This window comes from Gordonia sp. 'Campus' (assembly GCF_022206305.1).
Classification (GTDB): domain Bacteria; phylum Actinomycetota; class Actinomycetes; order Mycobacteriales; family Mycobacteriaceae; genus Gordonia.
On sequence record NZ_JAKOIW010000038.1, the window covers coordinates 1 to 16269 of the forward strand.

Genomic DNA, 16269 nt, shown 5'->3' on the forward strand with positions numbered 1-16269 from the left:
GGGTCGGGGTGCAGGGGGTCGGGCTGGGCGGAGTTCATCGTCAGCCAGCTTACGAGGGACCACTAGGATCGATCGGGTGCCACCTCGCTTGGGCCCTGACGTGCCCGCACCGCTGTTCGGTGCTCCCGATCGCGGACGTGGTCTGGTCGTCGGTGTGGTCATCGCCCTCGTCGCGACGCTGACCCGGTTCTGGGGCCTGAACCACCCGACGGACAAGGGCACACCGGTCTTCGACGAGAAGCACTACGTCCCGCAGGCGTGGCAGGTGCTGACCGGAGGCAACTGGATCGAGGACAACCCGGCGTACGGCCTCGTCGTGCACCCGCCGGTCGGCAAGTGGATGCTCGCCGCGTCGGAGGCGGTCTTCGGTTACGGCCCCCTGGGCTGGCGCGTCGCCCCCGCGATCGCCGGCGTGGTCATCGTCGTGCTCATCTACTGCGCGGTGCGGCGCCTGACCCGGTCGACGCTGGTGGGCGCGATCGCGGGGGTGTTCGCGATCTGCGACGGCGTGCTGTTCGTGCAATCGCGCATGGGCATGCTCGACATCTTCCAGACTCTGTTCATCGTGGCGACCTTCGCCGCGCTGGTGGCCGACCGCGACCAGGTCCGCGAACGCATGTACCGCGTGTACCTCGAGGGCCGGATCGACGACAGCCCGTTCGGCCCACGACTGGGCTTCCGGTGGTATCGGTTCACCGCCGGTGTGATGCTGGGTCTCAACTGCGGCACCAAGTGGTCGGGCCTCTACTACGTCATCTTCTTCGCCGCCCTCGCCATCGGATTCGATGTCGCCGCCCGCCGCGCGTACCACGTCCGACGGCCGTGGGTCGGGACCCTGGTACGCGACGTCGTCCCGACCGGGGCGAGCCTCGCGGTGATGCCGGTGGTCATCTACTTCCTGACCTACATCCCGTGGTTCACCAGCGAAACGGCTGTCTACCGCTACCAGGAGGGCAACACCATCGGCACCGGCGGCCCATTCGCCTGGGTGCCGGGCGCATGGCGGTCCCTGTGGTACTACGAGTCGGGCATCCTCGAATTCCATTCGGGGCTCACCAATTCGGCGGGCAACCATCACCCGTGGGAGTCCAAGCCGTGGACATGGCCGATGAGTTTGCGGCCGATGCTCTACGCGCTGGAGAACGGCCCGGATCAGTGCGGCGGCGGCGAGTGTGTCCGCGCGCAGATGCTCATCGGGTCGCCGGCGATGTGGTGGCTGGCGCTGCCGATGCTGCTGTGGGGGATGTGGTCGTGGATCGTCCGGCGCGACTGGCGCTATGCGGCGGTTCTCGTCGGCTACTTCGCGGGCATCCTGCCCTGGTTTCTGGCCCTCGACCGGCAGATGTACTTCTTCTACGCCACGGTGCTGGCGCCGTTCCTGGTGATGGGACTCGCACTGTGTTGCGGTGATCTGCTCCGCTCGGCGGCCGCGACCGCGCGTGAACGGCCCGAACGCCGCGCGCTCGCGGTGATGGTCGTCGCGATCTACGTCGGACTCGTCGTCGTGAACTTCGTCTGGCTGTGGCCGATCCTCACCGGGTCGCCGATCTCACCCGGACTGTGGCGCCAGCAGATCTGGCTGCCGAGCTGGGGCTGAGACCACCGAGGGGCGAGCGCCGAACTCGAGTCCCAGAGATGAGCAGCGAGGTGGAGCATCGAGGTGGAGCACCCAGCGACGAACTCTGCGAGACAGCACGGGCGGGCCGCGCGTGATGCGCGGCCCGCCCGTTGCGGACTCCGTGGCGGAGGGTGTGCGGTGACTACACCGCGGGACCGGGCAGCCGGTCGGTGTCGCGGTGTCCGTCCCGGCGATCGTCCGGATCGCCGGCGTCGCCGGTCGGTGCTGTCCCGTCGGACCCCGAGCCGTCGGACCCTGAGCCGTTGGAGCCGCTGGCCTGCTCGACGAACTCGGGGTCGAGTTTCTCGAGATGCCGTACCGCGTCGGCGTGGATCGACTCGAGTTCGCCCGTCGCGATGGCGACGGCCTGCTCGCGGACATGCTCGTCGACCTGGGCCGTCAGGACGTGCCGGGACACGATCAGCGGGTCGCGCCGGAGGTCGAGGTAGAGCGAGAGGCACATGCCGATCATCACCACGACGAACGGCAGCGCGGCGATGATGGCCATCGTCTTGATGCCGTCGAGGGCATCGTCACCGCTGATCGCCAGCAGAAGCGCGGCGACCACACCGGTCAGCACACCCCAGAACACCGTCAGCGAACGCGCCGGATGTTCGACGCCGCGCTGCGACAGGGTGCCCATGACGAGTGAGGCCGAGTCGGCACCGGAGACGAAGAAGATACCGACCAGGATCATCACCAGGGCCGAGGCCACCCCGGTCCACGGCAGGTGCGCGAGGACGTCGAACAGCGTGCTCTCACTGGCCGCGGTGGCCGGATCGAAGGCCAGCGTGCCCTCCATGTCCTGGTGTATCGCGGTGCCGCCGAAGATGCAGAACCAGACGAGCGACACCGTCGTGGGGACCACCATGACGCCGATCACGAACTCGCGGATGGTCCGACCGCGGCTGATCTTCGCGAGGAACAGGCCCACGAACGGGGTCCACGACACCCACCACGCCCAGTAGAAGATGGTCCAGTCCGCCAGCCACTTGTGGCCCTCCTCGGTGGTGACCGTGGCGTCGGAGCGGGCCGCGAAGGTGGTGAGATCGGTCAGGTAGGCGCCCAGGGTGGTGGGCAGCAGGTTCAGGATGAAGATCGTCGGGCCCACGATGAAGACGAACAGCGCCAGGACCACCGCGAGCACCATGTTGATGTTCGACAGCCACTGGATCCCGCGGGCGATGCCCGACACGGCCGACGCGACGAACGCAGCGGTGAGGATCGCGATGATCGCGACGAGCAGCATCTTCGTCGGCTCGTTGACCCAGCCGAGGGTGTCGAGCCCTGATCCGATCTGCAGCGCGCCGAGGCCCAGTGAGGCGACGGTGCCGAACAGGGTGGCGAAGATGGCCAGGATGTCGATGACCTTGCCGCCCGGCCCGTTGGACACCCGCGGACCGAGAAGCCGCTCGAACACGGCACTCATCAGCTGGGTCCGACCCAGCCGGTACGTGCTGTAGGCCAGCGCCAGGCCGACCACCGCGTACATCGCCCACGGGTGGAAACCCCAGTGGAACATCGTCGTCGCCATCGCCGCGCGGATGTCTTCGGGAGCGATTTCCGGTGGCGGACTGGCGAAGTGGTACAGAGGCTCGTAAGCGCCGAAGAACATGAGCCCGATGCCCATGCCCGCGCTGAACATCATCGCGATCCAGCTGACGGTGCGGAACTGCGGCTTCTCCCCGGTCCGGCCGAGAGGAATCCGTCCGTACTTCGACACGGCGAGGAACACCGCGAAGATCACGAAGCCCGTCGCGGAGAGGATGAACAACCAGCCGAGGTTGTTGGTGATCCAACTCAACACCTCGGTCGTGGTGGTGTTGAGGCTCTCCTTGTCGCCGATCCCCCAGATCACGAAGGCGATGACCAGCACCGCGGTCACGGTGAAAACCACCGGGTCCAGTGTCTGCTTCGGACGCCTAGTGATCACATCCTGTTCACTTGTCATTGTTCAAGCCAATCAATCTCGGTGCATGTATTCAAGTTCGCCCGAGCACACGGTTGAGCATCTCAACGATCACGGTGTCGTCGAGCCCCAGCTCACGGGCGGTTTCGACGTACTGGAGGGCGGCGCGGAAACCGGCGTCGAGCGCATCGTGACGCCCCGCCTTGATGAAGGAGCCCTGCCGCCCACGCGTCTCGATGACCCCGGCCGCCTCGAGTTCCCGGTAGCTGCGCGCGACCGTGTTGGCGGCCACGCCGAGCCGCGATGCGAGAGCCCGCACCGTGGGCAACCGTTCCCCGGTGAGCAGTGCACCCGTCTCGATGAGTTCGATGACGCCGACCCGGACCTGCTCGAAGGGCGGCCGGCCCGACTCGGCGTCGATCCGCAACGAATCGAGCGCGGACGTGGGATCGGCGCCCGAGCCGCCCGCGGTGGAACCACCCGGGTGCGGAGTATCCGGGGAAGAACCGTCCGGCGAAGGTGACCGAGTCATGGGTGGCCTCACCGGGGCTCGCGGGCGAGCGGACAGGACATGCACCGCGGTCCGCCGCGGCCCGAACCCAGCTCGCGCCCCTCGATCTCGATGACCTCGACGCCGGAGTCCCGGAGCCGCCTGTTGGTCTGCACGTTCCGGTTGTACGACACGACCACACCCGGCGCGAGGGCCAGGGTGTTGTTGCCGTCGTCCCACTGCTCCCGCTCAGCGGTCACCGGGTCGAGGCCGGTGTCGATGACCCGTAGTTTGGCGATGCCCATCGCATCGGCCGCGGCATCGACGAACGGTCGCTCGCCGGCGACCTTCACCGTGTCGGTGGCGATGTCGTGGACCAGGGTGAAGGCCGACATGCTGTCGCGGATGTTGGGGTACATCACCACCGCGTCGGTGTCGACCATCGTGCAGACGGTGTCGAGGTGCATGAACGCACGCGACTGTTCGATCGGCACCGCCAGCACCGTGTGCGCCAGGTGATCGTCGAACAGGCTGCGCGCCAGCGCTTCCGCTCCGGCGGGCGTGGTCCGCTCCCCGACGCCGACCGCCACCACACCCGGCGCGAGCAACAGCACATCGCCACCCTCGACGGGCGCGACCTGGGACTCGTAGGCCCGCCGCGCTCCGGTGAACCGGGGATGGTGGGCGTAGATGAGGTCGGTGAGTGAGGTCTCCCGCGAGCGGGCGGGCAAGGCGAGCGAGGTGATCGCGAACCGCGCACCGATCCAGAACGAGCTGTCGCGGGTGAACAGGAGATTCGGCAGTGGCGCGATCGCGAACTCGGGACCGTGATGCATCCGACGGACCAGGGACGAGCGCTCGGCAGAGGGCGTGATCGGCAGTTCGTCGAAAGTCATCCCGGCCATCAGCACGTAGGCGAGATCAGCCGGTGACAGTCCCCGCAGGTGGGTGGCGAGATCCTCGGCCAGGTGGGTGCCCAGGCGCCGGGCGCTGACGGCCGCGGCGATGCCCTGGATCCGGGCCGCCCCGCTGGCGGCGATGGTCTCGGTGAGCAGGTCACCGAGCAGGTAGACGTCGACACCGCGGTCGCGCAGGACCTCGGCGAACGCATCGTGTTCCTCCTGGGCGCGGCCGACCCAGGGCAGGCCGTCGAAGAGGAGCTGGTCGCTGTTGCGCGGGGTCAGCCGGCGCAGTTCGTCACCCGGCCGGTGCAGCATGACCGCGCGCAGGACCCCGACCTCGGAGTCGGCACCCAGGTCGTAGTCCGGCCCCACCGCGGTGTGCGTCGTCCCGCGTGCCGACGGGTCGGCGGGTGGATCGGGGTGTCCTGCAGCGGTCATCGCTCAACCGTAATTCGTCGGATGCGCTGCCACATCACATCGTCGCTCCGCGCGCCGTGGACGCCTCAGCGGTCGCCGGTGGTGTCTCGCCGGGCGACGTCGGGGCCGCCGAACGGGTCGGCGTCCTCGATCGGCTCCCCGGCCGGCGACGTTCCGGCCGCATCGGAATCGGCCGGTTCGGCGGGCGTCATCGTCGGTCCCGCCCCGACGACGACCGGCGCGGTCTCGCGGGCGAACATCCACAACACCAGTGCCGCCGCGGCGACCACCCCGGTCAGCACGAACGCCGGCCCGAAACCGATGCGATCGGCGACGAACCCGACGATGACCGGCCCGGTCACCGCACCCAGATCCGACGACATGCCGTAGGCCGCCAGAGCGGAGCCGCCCTGCTGACGGTTCCCGAGGACGTCGGCGAGCGCGGCCTGGTGGGTCGGCGCGAACAGGCCGGAACCGACACCGGCGACGACCGACAGAGCCAGCGCGACAGCGACGTTGGGCGAGAATCCGAGCGCGACGGTCGCGACGACGGTGATCGTGAGACCCGGCAGCATGATGGGTCGGCGGCCGAACCGGTCGGACAGGCGGCCGGCGACCAGGATCGCGAGCACATTCCCTGCGGCATAGATCGCGAGCACGATGCCGGCCATCCCGGCACCCGCCCCGAGGCTCTCGGTGATGAACAGCGGCACCACGGCGACCCGCACGCCCATCGACGCCCAGCCCTGCGTGAAGTTCGACGCCAGGATCGCGCGGTAGGCACTGTCCCGCATCGCGGTCCGGAAACCGATGAGCCCGCCGGTCGGACCCTGCTCCTGGTCCGGGGCGATCACCTCGCGCAGCTGGGTCGCCACCACGGTCGAGGCGACGAGCAGCGCCACGGCGTAGACCACGAACGGCACCCGCAGCCCGAACCCGACGAGCGCTGCCCCGATCAGCGGGCCGGTGATGCTGCCGATGAGGAATCCGGCGGAGAAGAATCCGGACACGCGCCCGCGGATGTCGCTGGGCGCCATACGTATCAGCAGCGCCATCGCCGAGATGCTGAACATCGTCGAGCCGATGCCGCCGAGTCCACGGAAGACGAGCAGCTGCCAGTATGTCTGGGCGAAGGCGCAGGCGAGGGTGCTGGCGGCGACGATGAGCAGGCCGGTCAGGTAGATCCGCCGCTCGCCGAACGTCGTGACCAGGCGGCCGGTCGCGGGCGCGAACATGAGTCGCATGACCGCGAAGGCCGACACCACGGCGGTGGCCGCGGTGAACGAGACGTTGAACGTGCGGGCGAACGTCGGCAGCGCGGGAGCGATGAACCCGTACCCGAGCGCGATGACGACGTTGGCCGACAGCAGGACCCAGATCCCGCGGGGTATCTGTTTCATGGCAGCTCGGGCAGATCGTCGAGAGCCTTCGCGGTCAACGACCGGCCGAGCTCGATCATCTCCGACGCCTTGTGGAAGTCGAGGGTGCGCACCGTGCGTCGGGGCACCCGGATCAGGACGTCGGGCGGATAGCCCGCCACCTGATAGCGGGTCAGCGCCTCCTGCATGATGTCGAGCGACCGGCTGAGCACCTCCACGCGGCCCATCCGGTGCGGCTCGTCGTCTCCGGTCTGCTCCGGTGACCGGACGCCGGCGGCGTCGACCGCCACCGCACCGTCCTCGCCGGAAGCCATGGCGGCCCCCTCCACGTCGGCGGTGTCGGAGCCATCCTCGAGCGCCGTGCGGTCGCCCGCTGCGACTTCGAGGCCGAACCGGTCGCGTACCGACCGGACGAATTCGTTGTCCAGGATGGGGGCGACATTGCGTCGGAGCAGACCGCGCGCCTTCGGCTCCCGGATGGCGCCCGTCTCGGGTCCACCGTCGGACCCGATGATCACACCGATGGTGACATCGCTGGGGACGCCCGAGGTCGGCGCGACCGGCAGCGGATCGAGGATGCCGCCGTCGGCGAGTAACCGTCCGCCGTGTTCGTGGGGGCTGATCACCCCCGGGATCGCGATCGACGCTCGTAGCGCATCGGCGAGGTTGCCGCGCTGGAACCACACGGCGCGACCGGCGTTGAGGTCGGTGGCGACCGCGGTGAACGGGATCGGCAGGTCCTCGATCACGGTGTCGCCGAGGATCTCTCGCACCCGCAGGAGGATTCGCTCGGCCCCGATGACACCCGGTTTGGTCAACGAGACGTCGAGGAGTCGGACCACGTCGAGCTGGCTCAGGCCGGAGATCCAGTCCACGTAGTCGTCGAGTTTGCCCGCGCAGTGCAGGCCGCCGACCAGTGCGCCCATCGACGATCCGGCGACGGTCGCGATCTCGAAGCCGCGTGCCTCGAGTTCGGCGATCACACCGATGTGTGCGTAGCCGCGCGCACCGCCGCTTCCCAGTGCCAGCGCCACGCGCGACGGTCGAGCCATGGGGCAACCGTACCGCCGCCGATCACGACGCCCGAAATCGCCGATGCCCGAGCCGTCGTCGCACCGGCGCGACGACGTTCCCGCGTCGTCACTCGGTCATGAGGCGACGGGCTCCCGGGCCGAGTTTGTTGAGCTCATCGCCCGGATTGAGCAGATGGCACTCGCCGAGGGACAGGCAGCCGCAGCCCACGCACGACCCGATCATGTCGCGCATGTTCTCGAGCAATGAGATCCGGTGGTTGATGTCGTCGATCCATCGCTTCGACGCCGCTTCCCACATCGACTTCGGCGGGGACTCGTGGTCGCCGAGTTCACCGAGCACCTCCCCGATCACCGACAACGGGATACCCGCGACCTGCGACGCGCGGATGAACGCCACGCGTCGCAGCATCGCCCGGTGGTATCGGCGCTGGTTGCCCGACGTCCGACGGCTGAAGATCAGACCCTGGTCCTCGTAGAACCGGACGGCCGACGGCGCGATGCCGGCGCGCTGGGCGAGCTCACCGACGGAGAGCTCGAGCTTCTTCAGCGTCATGGATCGATCGTAGGCACCGCTGGTGCGTCAGGTGCGGACGACCAACACGGGGCATTCGGCGTGGTGCATCACTTTCTGGCTGGTCGAGCCCAGGAGCAGTCCGCGGAAACCGCCGCGCCCCCGACTGCCGACGACCACGATCGACGCCTCGGTCCCGGCCGCGTCGAGCAGCGCCTTCGCCGGATCGTCCGGCAGGACCCGCCGCTCGATCTGCACATCCGGGTACTGCTCGGCATAACCGGCCAGACGCTCGGCCACGATCTCGACCGCGTCCTGTGTCATCCGCTTGACCTCGTCCGCGCCGATGCCGTAGCCGTGCAGCGCATCGGCATCCAAGGGGGTCCAGGTGTGTACGGCGATGAGCGGCGCATTCCGCAGCGAGGCCTGTCGGAACGCCTCGGCGACGGCGGCATCGCTGATCGGTGAACCATCGATCCCGACGACGACCGGACCCGAGGGGTTCCCCTCGGCGGCGACCACCGCGACGCGTCCGTGGGCGTGCGCGGCGACGTTGGTGCTCACCGAGCCGAGGAACAACCCCTTGACGCTGCCGAGTCGGCGCGTACCGACGACGATCATGGCGGCGTCCTTGCCCAGTTCCAGGAGCACGCGTGCCGCGTCGCCGTCGACGATCGACGTCGCCACGGTGACGTCGGGGGCGACCTCCTTGGCCGCATCGGCGGCCGCGTGCACCGCATCGGAGGCGTCCTGGCGGATGGCGTCGACGACGTCCTGGGGAATGATGAGGCCGGGAGCGTAGTCACTGGTGCTGGCGTCGTACGCGCCGACGATCTTCAGATCGAGCCCTTCGGCCACGGCTGCCCGTGCAGCCCACCGGACTGCTCCCTCGGCCGCATCCGAACCATCCACTCCGACGAGTATCGCGTTCATGTCCTCGCTCATCTCCTCTGATCTCCACCGGCCCCGGACAGGGCCTTCGCGTCTCGGCCGCCGGACGTTCGCGGGATCTGCCGCTCGACCCGGCCACAGCCTCGTCGTCCATCCTGCACCGCGGCCGGGGTTGCGGCAAAGGGCACGAAGTCCTGATCACCGGGGCTTTCTGCACGATTCGCGTGACGTGTAGCCTGGGGACACCATGACGTCACCCCTTCCGCAGAACGGCTCCAACGACTTTCGCGCCGTGGTCATCCACATCGCCGTGACCGTGATCCTCGGACTCGGCCTGTTGCTGCTGGCGCACGCGTCGTCGGATTCTTTGCAGACAGTGCTCGTCATCGCCTCCCCGATCGTCGTTCTCCTCGGGTCGATCGCGATGCTGTACCGCACCTACCGCGTGTGGAAGCGCAACGGTCGCTGGCAGGTGTGGCAGGGCGGGGCCTGGTTTCTGCTCTTCTTCTTCATCGTGATGTTGTTCAACTCCGCACCCGTCCTCTTCGAGTGACACCTGCCCGATAGGGATTCGAGAACCCCTGGCGGACTGGTCCTTCGGGTCAGGAGTCAACGACCCCGCAGCGCGTCGACACGGTACGCGACCTCCATCGCGGTGGACGGCCGGTTGCCGACGAGGGCGAGGCAGTTCGCGATCAGCGTGCGTTCGTCGCGGTCGAGGTTCTCCGACAGGGCGGGCGGGGTCGAGAGCGCGGCCCGGATCGCCAGCAGCGGCTGGGTGTCGGGGACCTCGCCGTAGACACCCTCGCCGGTGAGCGCGCGGTGCAGGCAGGCGCCGAGAGACCAGATGTCGGTCGCCCTCGACGGCACGTCGCCTGCGAGCAGCGCCGGGTCCATGTACTGCACGGCTCCGGGCTGGGCGAAGCTCGTGATGGGCTCGTCGGCGGCGAGGGCCCGGGCAAGACCCAGATCGGAGATCTTTCCGCCGGTTTCGGTGACCATGATGCTCGACGGGGTGATGTTGGCGTGTGCGATGCCTGCCTCGTGCAGCGCGTCGACACCGCGCGCGGCGTCGGCGATCGCCGCCAGCTTCTCGTCTCTCGTCAGCGGCCGCGCCGGCGAGCCGAGGGAACCCAGCGGGAAGTACTCCATCGCATACATGAACTGGCCCTGCAGCACCGCGTCATACAGCCCGGCCAGGTACGGCGAGGCCACCGCAGCGAATGCGCGCAGCTCGCGCACTCCGCGCCGGTAGGCGTCGTCGCTGCACACCCCGCCGAACACCTTGACCACCACCCGATCGACGGCCAGCCCGAGCCGCGCCGGCGGCACGGCGAGGTAGAACGTGCCGTTGCCGCCCATCCCGATCTTGTCCAGAACGGTGAAATCCGCCAGCTGCTGCGGGATCTCGACAGTGGCCATGTCAGTGCCTCTCCGATGAAATGCCCATGTTCGGGCTCGATGTGTTCTCGACCGGTCCGTCGTCCGCCGGGCCGGTCGACGAGTCGCGCGCGGTGTAGAGCGTGGCGATCCGGTCGCCGAGGGATTCTTCGCTCGTCCCCGTGTTGTCGACGACCACGATCGGAGCCGGCGCCTCCCCCGCATCGTCCCCGGCGCGGACCGTGAACGCCGTCGCATCGTCGCGGTGCCGGCGCGGGTCCACGACCGACACCGACACCGACTGCCCCGCAATCGGTTCGAGGTCGGAGAGCCAGCGGCGACGGGATCCGGTTGCGACGACGGCCAGCGAGCGCGAACCGTAGAGCGCCAGACCTGCTGCGACGAGCGCTGCGGTCCGGCCGCTGCGGCTGTCGGCGACGAGACATGTGATCGTGCTGCGTCCCGGTCCCACACCCTCGGCGGCATTCTCGTCGACGATGGCGACCGGCGCGGATCGCAACGACGTCCCCAGCCCCCGGTCGGAGTCGTCGATGACGATGATGTCGGCACTCGCGTTCTCCGACATGGCGTCGACGTCGGCGGCGGGATCGGCGGTGAAGCGGCACAGCACCGACACCGAGCCGGCGCCGGTCAGCGACGCGCCCAGCTCGTTGAGTCTCTCGACAGCCGACGCGAGGGCCGCGAAATCGGGTACCACCGGTGCACCCACCTCGAGTGTGGTCCGCGCGCGGTCCGGTGTCGTCAGCACACCGGCGAGCACGACGTCGTACCCGGTGGTGCAGTCCAGCATCCGCCGGTGGCGGGCCCGCAGGTCCGCGACGGTGCCGTCGGGATCACGCAGCACCACCATCACCCTCGGGACGGTCGCGACGGCCAGTGCGCGGCGCTCCGCGGCGGCGATGTCGCTGGCCACCACCCGGTCCGGATACACCAGCCGCAGAAGCGGTTCGGTGAGGATGGTCGTCACCAGGGCCATCACCACGAGCATCGCGAACAGTTCGTCGCTCAACACACCGAGTTCGCGGCCCGCGGCCAGGATGACCAGTTCGGTGAGTCCGCGCGTGTTCATCAGCACCGCGATGGCGGCGCTCTGCCGGGTGGGGATGGCGCTCGCGCGCGCCCCCACGTAGGCCCCGATGAACTTGCCCGCAATTGCGACGACGAGCACCAGCAGCAGCTGTCCGAGCCCGGAGAGTCCGATCCCCGCCAGGTCGACACTGAGACCGGTGACCACGAAGAACATCGGCAGCAGGAGCAGCACGCTGGCCTGCTCGAGTCGTTCCAGGATCTCCCGATGCAGTTGTTCGGCACCGATCTTCGGCATCACCGCGCCGAAGACGAAGGCGCCGAAGATCTGGTGGATGCCGATGACGTCGGTCGCCGCCGACGACAGGAAGAGTCCGATCAGGATGACCGCCAGGATGTCCGGGGTGAGGCGGCCCGCGCGGTCGCGCCAGGCGACCAGCTTGGCGAGCAGGGGTCGGACGACGCCGAACATGACCGCGGCGTACACCAGCGTCAGCCCGATGATCCGGGCGACCTCGAGCGGGCTGCCGCCCTGGATGATCGCGATGATGAAGGCGAGCAGCGTCCACGCGAGGATGTCGTCGACGGCTGCCGCGGCGAGGCTGAACACGCCGGGAACGGTGCGCATCATGCCTCGGTCGGTCAGGATGCGCGCGAGCACCGGGAACGCGGTGATCGACATCGCGACACCCATGAACAGCACCATGCCCAGCCGCTCGATCTCCATCCCGCCGACGGTGTCGTGCGACGGATAGAGCAGCACTCCCAGCCCCGCGCCGAGCCCGAACGGCAACACGATCGAACACGCCGAGATGCTCGCCGCCGCCCGCTCACGCCCGCGGGTGAGTCGCATGTCCAGCTCGAGTCCGACGATGAACATGAACAGCACGAGCCCGATCTGCGCGAGGGCACCGAGCAGGGGACGGACGTCGGCGGGAAACAGCCACTGGTCCGGATTGCCGGGCAGGAGGCCCAACAGGCTGGGGCCCAGCGCGATCCCGGCGGCGATCTCGCCCACGACCGCGGGCTGCCGGCACGCGCGCGCGATCATGCCCCCGACACGTGCGGCGGCGATGACGATCGCCACGTCGAGGAGCAGGAAGGCGATGGTGTGCTTGTCCATGGGTCAGATCCGCGCGTGATGGGATTCGAAGATGAAATGTCGTCCGCCGAGTCGCACATGCGAACCCGGGACGAGGACGTGCGCGCGATGCGGGAGCAGACGCATCTCGCGGTTGCCGCTGCTGGGGTCGGCGACGAACGTGCCGTTGGCCGATCCGAGGTCGACGAGCTGGACCGTCCATTCGACGAGCCGGATCTCCACGTGCCGTCGGGAGAGTTGACCGGTCTCGTCCTGCACGCGAATGGGTTTCGGCGAGCCGGCCCGGCCCCCGCCCGCCGATCCCGGTTCGCGGCCGATCACGAGGTCCTCGTCGAGCAGGAAGGTGAATCCGTTGTCGAGCAGCAGCCAGCCCAGTGGTGGCCGCTCCCCCTCGACGAGGAATGTCGTCAGCTGATCCATCCGGATTCCGCACACACCGCACAACCACGACTGCGGGTGGTTGAGGTGTCCGCGCGAACACCGGATGCCGTGCACCATCGCTCGCGAGGCCTCGATCCGGACGACCTCGGTGGCCGGCTTCTGGTGTTCCTCCTTGGGCAGCGGCGCGCGCGGCTCGAGCGGTTCGGCGAACGGGTCCGGTGCCGGCCCCGGTGCGTGCTGGAGGGGTACGACGAACGGGTCGGGGTGCTGCGACTGTTTCGGCAACGGCGCCGCCTGCGCGGCCCGATCACCGGACTGTGGACCGGGATCGAACGCGGCCCCCAGCGGCGTCGACGTGAACGGGAGCGGGTCCGGCGACTCCGCACCCGCTGCCGATCCGGGCGCCATGCGTTCGGTCGTGTCCATCGGGCCGGTCGGGTCCGGCGGTGGCGGGACATGCGCAGCGGGTGACGACTCCGGAACGACTGCACCGTCGGCGGCTCGGTGAGGGCCGCTCGGTTCCGGCTCGAACGGTTCGAACGGCTCGGATGCCTCGGTCGGCGGTCCAGGGTCCGGAGCCGCGCTGTCGTCAGGAGCGTCCTGATCGCGGGGCGGCTCCGACACCGCCGATCTGGCGGCGGCGGGTAGTGGATGGAACTCGGTGCCGCGCAACCCGAGCGGGGTGTGCAGCAACGCTCCCGACGCGGGCACCACCCCGTCGACGAGGTCGAAGCGTTCGTCACCGACCTCGGCGGGCTGTGTCTCCGCGAGATACAGGCCGAGACCTTCGAACGGCCACGGGACGGCCTTGTCGAAGGTGTTCCCGTCCGCGGGTTCGATGCGGGTGCCGTCGGTCTCGCCGTAGACCGCGCCGGCGAGGAAGATGGCGATGCCTGCGTTGTCCGGTGCGGCGAATCCGATGTCCACCGGGTCGTCGGCGTTCGCGACCAGCTGGGCCAACGCGCGCACCAGGTGCCGCCCACGGCGGGGCGCGGAATCCGGAACGGACGCCGCCGATTCGATGTCGAGCACGTCGGTGACGAACGAGGCCGGCACGGCGTCGGACACCAGGCAGAGGAAGGCCGGTTTGCGGATCACGATGCCCGCGCCGGGGATCAGGGTGACCGTCGGCGTGACGCTCGGGATGTCTCCGGGTGTGGTCACAGGAACCGCCCTCCCTGGAATCGCCAGTGCGGGAAGACCGCGCGGAGCGGACCGTTGACCGCCACCCACACGATCAGCCACGTCGACACGAACTGGACCGCGAACACGAAGGGCGACGGCCGCAATCCCTCGGGCAGCAGGGCGGTTCCGTCGATGACCAGCCATACGACGATGCCCTCGTTGATCGCCGTGAGCAGACCGAACAGCGTGGGCCAGTCCTTCTCCCACCGGAACTGCTGGAGCAGATGGTAGAGGAACTCCCATGCGACGCCGAGGACGATGACCGTCAGCAGAACGGTGAACGCGACGCGGTACACGTCGAGGATCGTCGGGTCGCCCGAGGAGACGAGCCACAGGAACGGAACGAGCACGATCGTCCACAGACCACCGAGCACACCGAGGACCAGAACGCGGGTCTGGATACGTCCCCACAGAGTGGGCAACATGTCAGTCGACTCCCTTGTTGTTCATCCAGCGCCACCACTGGGCGGTGGACCGCCACGGCGTGAGCTTCTTGCAGAAGCCCTGTCGCGCAAGGTCGTCCGCGATCTCCTGGGCGGCGATCTGCAGGCCCAGGAAGGTGTCGACCCCCGGGAAGTAACCGCCGAGCGTCGCACTTCCCGAGGCGTACAGCTTGCCGCTGCCGCTGCGGGTGCCCTTCAGCTCGAAGTCGCGTTCGACGTCCATCCTGCCCACCGGGTTGATGCCGGCGCCGGTGTGGTCGAGCAGGTCACGCAGGAGGCGGTGCTCGCGGACGTCGGCTTCGAGTCCGGTGCAGTCGATCACGTAGTCGGCGTGGATCTCGAACGTTCCGTCCGGCCGATGCTCCTGCCTGATCGGTGCATGCGGATCGACACGGACGGTCGTGACGACACCTTGGCCACCGGCTGCCGGGACGAGGCTCTCCGCCTTGCCCACGGCCACCCGATACCAACCCTCACGGCGACCGCGGGCCAGCTGCTCCTGCCAGTCGTCGCGTACCGGGGTGTTGGTCCCGCCCATCTGCTTGTACGCCTCGGCGCGTTCGTGGCCCTCGAGCTTTCGCATCCGCGCCTTCAACTGCCCACCCCACACCGACTTCGGATAGTTGAACCCCTGGTACGCCCACCCGTCTCTCCCCTTGCGCCGCATGAAGATGTGCGGGCCATGGGATTTGTCGTGATAGGTGCGGAACAAGTGCACGATCTGGGTCTGCAGACCCATCGCGTCGCGATCGTCGATGAGACGCTGCAGCACCCGCGACGCCACGATCCCCGAGCCGCGGATGACGACCGTCCCGGGCTTGCGCTGCAGCGACTGGTAGATGTGCTCATGGGACTCATAGGCGTTGACGACCTTGCTGGCGTCGCGATACGTCTCGCGGAACGCCTGCAGGTCCGGGAGGAGTTTGATGCCGGGGTAGCCGATGGCGACATGTACCCACTGACTGCGGAACGCGACGCGCTTGGTCGGCGACGTGCCCTGCGGCGGGGTGAGGATGGTGAAGTAGCCGCCCTCCGCGCGCCGTCGGATCATCCGGACCTGTCCGCGACGCAGACACCTCAGATACCCGATGCGTTCGCATTCCTTTTCCATCGACTCGAATGCCTGACCCGCCCGCGGCGTGTAGAAATTCGCGAAGACCGGTTCCACCAACACATTCCACAGGGGCGCGATCTTCTTGTCGGCCCAGGCCTCACGCACCGCGTAGGACGGGAAACCCCAGATGTTGTCCGGGGTGGACTGCGAGTCCGAACGTAACCGTTCACCGCGCGGGATCTGCGACACCCGGGTCAGATACTCGTAGCTGTGCCACGGCACGTCCTGGGGTCCGAGTACCGCGATGTTGTCGATGGGCACCCCGCAGATCCGCAGATAGTCGACGGTCACGAACGATCCGATGCCCGACCCCACCGTCACGAAGGGGACGTCGACGACCGGGATGCCCGCGCTCTCGACCATTGCGTCGGTCCAGACGTCGGTCTCGACGAGCTGATGCGTGAGGTCGCCGACCATGCCTCCCGGGCCCGGCCGGCCGGGCCCGGGAGGCGGCGGCATCGGGGGC

At 68.7% G+C, this 16269-nt stretch carries 14 protein-coding genes; 2 read left to right on the forward strand and 12 right to left on the reverse strand.

Translation table 11 applies throughout. The annotated features are described in order from the left end of the window. Positions 1-76 precede the first annotated feature (76 nt). On the forward strand, positions 77-1597 hold the full coding sequence (locus MAY35_RS22845) for a dolichyl-phosphate-mannose--protein mannosyltransferase (RefSeq protein ID WP_238423576.1): 1521 nt from the start codon (positions 77-79) through the stop codon (positions 1595-1597). A 163-nt stretch (positions 1598-1760) separates the two neighbouring features. Here MAY35_RS22845 and MAY35_RS22850 read toward each other — a convergent pair whose 3' ends face one another. The 7 genes from MAY35_RS22850 to MAY35_RS22880 form a co-directional block, all read right to left on the reverse strand. Continuing rightward, positions 1761-3569, reverse strand: coding sequence for a BCCT family transporter (locus MAY35_RS22850; protein WP_238423577.1), 1809 nt, complete (start codon positions 3567-3569; stop codon positions 1761-1763). A 31-nt stretch (positions 3570-3600) separates the two neighbouring features. Beyond that, the gene (locus MAY35_RS22855; RefSeq protein ID WP_238423578.1) at positions 3601-4059 is read right to left on the reverse strand and encodes a GntR family transcriptional regulator; all 459 of its coding nucleotides are present in this window, start codon (positions 4057-4059) and stop codon (positions 3601-3603) included. A gap of 8 nt (positions 4060-4067) precedes the next feature. Further along, entirely contained in the window at positions 4068-5357 is a 1290-nt protein-coding gene (locus MAY35_RS22860; RefSeq protein ID WP_238423579.1) for an arginine deiminase, read from the reverse strand. 65 nt (positions 5358-5422) lie between these two features. Then, the gene (locus MAY35_RS22865) at positions 5423-6736 is read right to left on the reverse strand and encodes an MFS transporter (RefSeq protein ID WP_238423580.1); all 1314 of its coding nucleotides are present in this window, start codon (positions 6734-6736) and stop codon (positions 5423-5425) included. After that, entirely contained in the window at positions 6733-7767 is a 1035-nt protein-coding gene (locus MAY35_RS22870) for a patatin-like phospholipase family protein (RefSeq protein ID WP_238423581.1), read from the reverse strand. Before MAY35_RS22870 ends, MAY35_RS22865 begins: the two co-directional genes overlap by 4 nt. Positions 7768-7855: 88 nt before the next feature. Next, positions 7856-8302, reverse strand: a complete 447-nt coding sequence (gene soxR, locus MAY35_RS22875; RefSeq protein WP_238423582.1) for a redox-sensitive transcriptional activator SoxR — start codon at positions 8300-8302, stop codon at positions 7856-7858. Positions 8303-8329: 27 nt separating this feature from the next. After that, complete coding sequence (locus MAY35_RS22880) at positions 8330-9193, reverse strand: universal stress protein (protein ID WP_238423601.1); 864 nt, start codon at positions 9191-9193, stop codon at positions 8330-8332. A gap of 205 nt (positions 9194-9398) precedes the next feature. On the opposite strand from MAY35_RS22880, the gene MAY35_RS22885 reads away from it, so the two are divergent. Further along, positions 9399-9704, forward strand: coding sequence for a hypothetical protein (locus tag MAY35_RS22885; protein WP_238423585.1), 306 nt, complete (start codon positions 9399-9401; stop codon positions 9702-9704). Positions 9705-9760: 56 nt separating this feature from the next. Here the strand turns inward: MAY35_RS22885 and MAY35_RS22890 are convergent, their stop codons facing one another. From MAY35_RS22890 to MAY35_RS22910, 5 genes are read right to left on the reverse strand one after another with little or no spacing between them, the layout of a single operon-like run. Then, the gene (locus tag MAY35_RS22890; RefSeq protein ID WP_238423587.1) at positions 9761-10573 is read right to left on the reverse strand and encodes a protein kinase; all 813 of its coding nucleotides are present in this window, start codon (positions 10571-10573) and stop codon (positions 9761-9763) included. A 1-nt stretch (position 10574) separates the two neighbouring features. Further along, entirely contained in the window at positions 10575-12701 is a 2127-nt protein-coding gene (locus MAY35_RS22895) for a cation:proton antiporter (protein ID WP_238423590.1), read from the reverse strand. A 3-nt stretch (positions 12702-12704) separates the two neighbouring features. After that, positions 12705-14225, reverse strand: coding sequence for an FHA domain-containing protein (locus MAY35_RS22900; protein ID WP_238423596.1), 1521 nt, complete (start codon positions 14223-14225; stop codon positions 12705-12707). Next, positions 14222-14671: a hypothetical protein gene (locus MAY35_RS22905; RefSeq protein WP_238423597.1), complete on the reverse strand. Its 450-nt coding sequence runs from the start codon at positions 14669-14671 to the stop codon at positions 14222-14224. The genes MAY35_RS22900 and MAY35_RS22905 overlap by 4 nt, the downstream gene beginning before the upstream one ends. A gap of 1 nt (position 14672) precedes the next feature. Continuing rightward, positions 14673-16262 (reverse strand): hypothetical protein, encoded by a 1590-nt coding sequence (locus MAY35_RS22910; RefSeq protein WP_238423602.1) that lies wholly within the window; start codon positions 16260-16262, stop codon positions 14673-14675. Positions 16263-16269: the final 7 nt, after the last annotated feature.